1 protein-coding gene and 1 pseudogene are annotated in these 1498 nt (G+C 49.3%); both read right to left on the minus strand.

Translation table 11 applies throughout. The annotated features are described in order from the left end of the window. A pseudogene (locus R8N28_RS24570) lies at positions 1 to 815 on the minus strand (glycoside hydrolase family 92 protein); the annotation flags it as partial. 72 nt (positions 816 to 887) lie between these two features. Then, the coding region (locus R8N28_RS24575; protein WP_318183590.1) for a glycoside hydrolase domain-containing protein at positions 888 to 1498 on the minus strand (611 nt) is incomplete at its 5' end.

Raw genomic sequence — 1498 nt, forward strand, 5'->3', positions numbered from 1 at the left:
ATTTCTAACGGTGTTGATGATGGTGCGAATTCTAGGTAAGCGATGGTTTTCACTGCGTCGATGTTGTCGTTGTTTACATCGATTTCCGTTTCTGCGCCGTCAACCAAAGCAATGGCTTTGACGATAGGTTGGTTGAAGGTGGCGTAGAAGTACACGTGTTGGTTGTTCGCCCAACCGTTCGAGCTACGTAAACCGCGAATGGTGTAAGCGTCGATGAACTCCAAATCACCCTTCATGGTGCGGTTGTTGAAGTGACCTTTATTGAGAGTGTGGTCTAAATCGAACTTGATGTGTGGCGTGGTGCCTTCTTTGAAGGTGTAGCGGTGGAAGCCAACACGTTGCGTGGTAGTTAGCTCTGCTTTGATTTCGCCTTTGTTTAGTTCAACCGCGTAGTAGCCCGCTTCTGCGGTTTCGTTGTCTTTATCGAAGGTGTTGAAAACGGCGTTTTCTTTCTTGGTGAAAGGCAGAACTAAGATATCACCAAGGTCGGTAATGCCTGTGCCAGAAAGGTGAGTGTGGGAGAAGCCATATACTGGGATTTCAGTCAGCTTGCCGTGGTCGAAGTAACCGGCAGCAGAGCCCCAGCCTTCCATTTCGGTATCAGGAGATAGTTGTACCAAACCGTAAGGCACAACCGCCCCAGGGAAGGTGTGACCATCTGCGCCTGTACCAATCAATGGGTTGACGTATTGGGTTAGCGTGGTGTCGAGGGATGGAGTACCAGATTTGCTGTTGTCGTCGTCACTGTTACAACCAGCAAGACCAAACATGGCAGCGAGTATAGCGGTAGAGATAAGGGTTCTTTTTAGTTTCATTTTTATGGTTCCACTGAAGTGAAGTTTTTTAGGGGGCTAGATGCCCCCTTTAGTTATTTGGATAGGTATCGGTTACTGCGCTTTCATCGCTTCAGATTTGTCTGAAGTCATAACGAAATGCAGCTCACCACCGTCTTTCAAATCGCTGTGCGCGAAGCTGAAGTTGTCACTCAATTGTTTGCCGTTGATGGTCACCGACTTCACGTAGATGCTCTCTTGGCTGTTGTTTTCTGAGGTGATGGTGAATTTACCGTCCGCGACTGGAATCAAGGCTTTGTCGAACAGAGGACGACCGATAGTGTAGCTTGCCTCGCCCGGTGTGACTTGGTAGAAGCCCAATGCAGACATCACATACCACGCCGACATCTGCCCGACGTCTTCGTTACCAATCAGACCTTCATGGGTTGGGTGGTAGAACTCGTTCATCGCTTGGTCGACGATTTCTTGTGTCTTCCAAGGCTCTGCCGTCCAGTTGTATAGGTAAGGCACGTGCTGATCAGGCTCGTTACCCATCACGAACTGACCGATGTAGCCTGACATGTCGTGTGATTGGCTTGTATCGGCGTTGGAGTCCGCATTAAACAGCGCATTCAAGTTGGCTAAGAATGCCGCTTTGCCTTGTTCGGTTACGTCTTCAGGAAGAGAGAAGTCAGTACGGTCGATGTGCTCGCCACCCATCACGT

It is taken from the genome of Vibrio sp. Vb1554 (assembly GCF_033344235.1).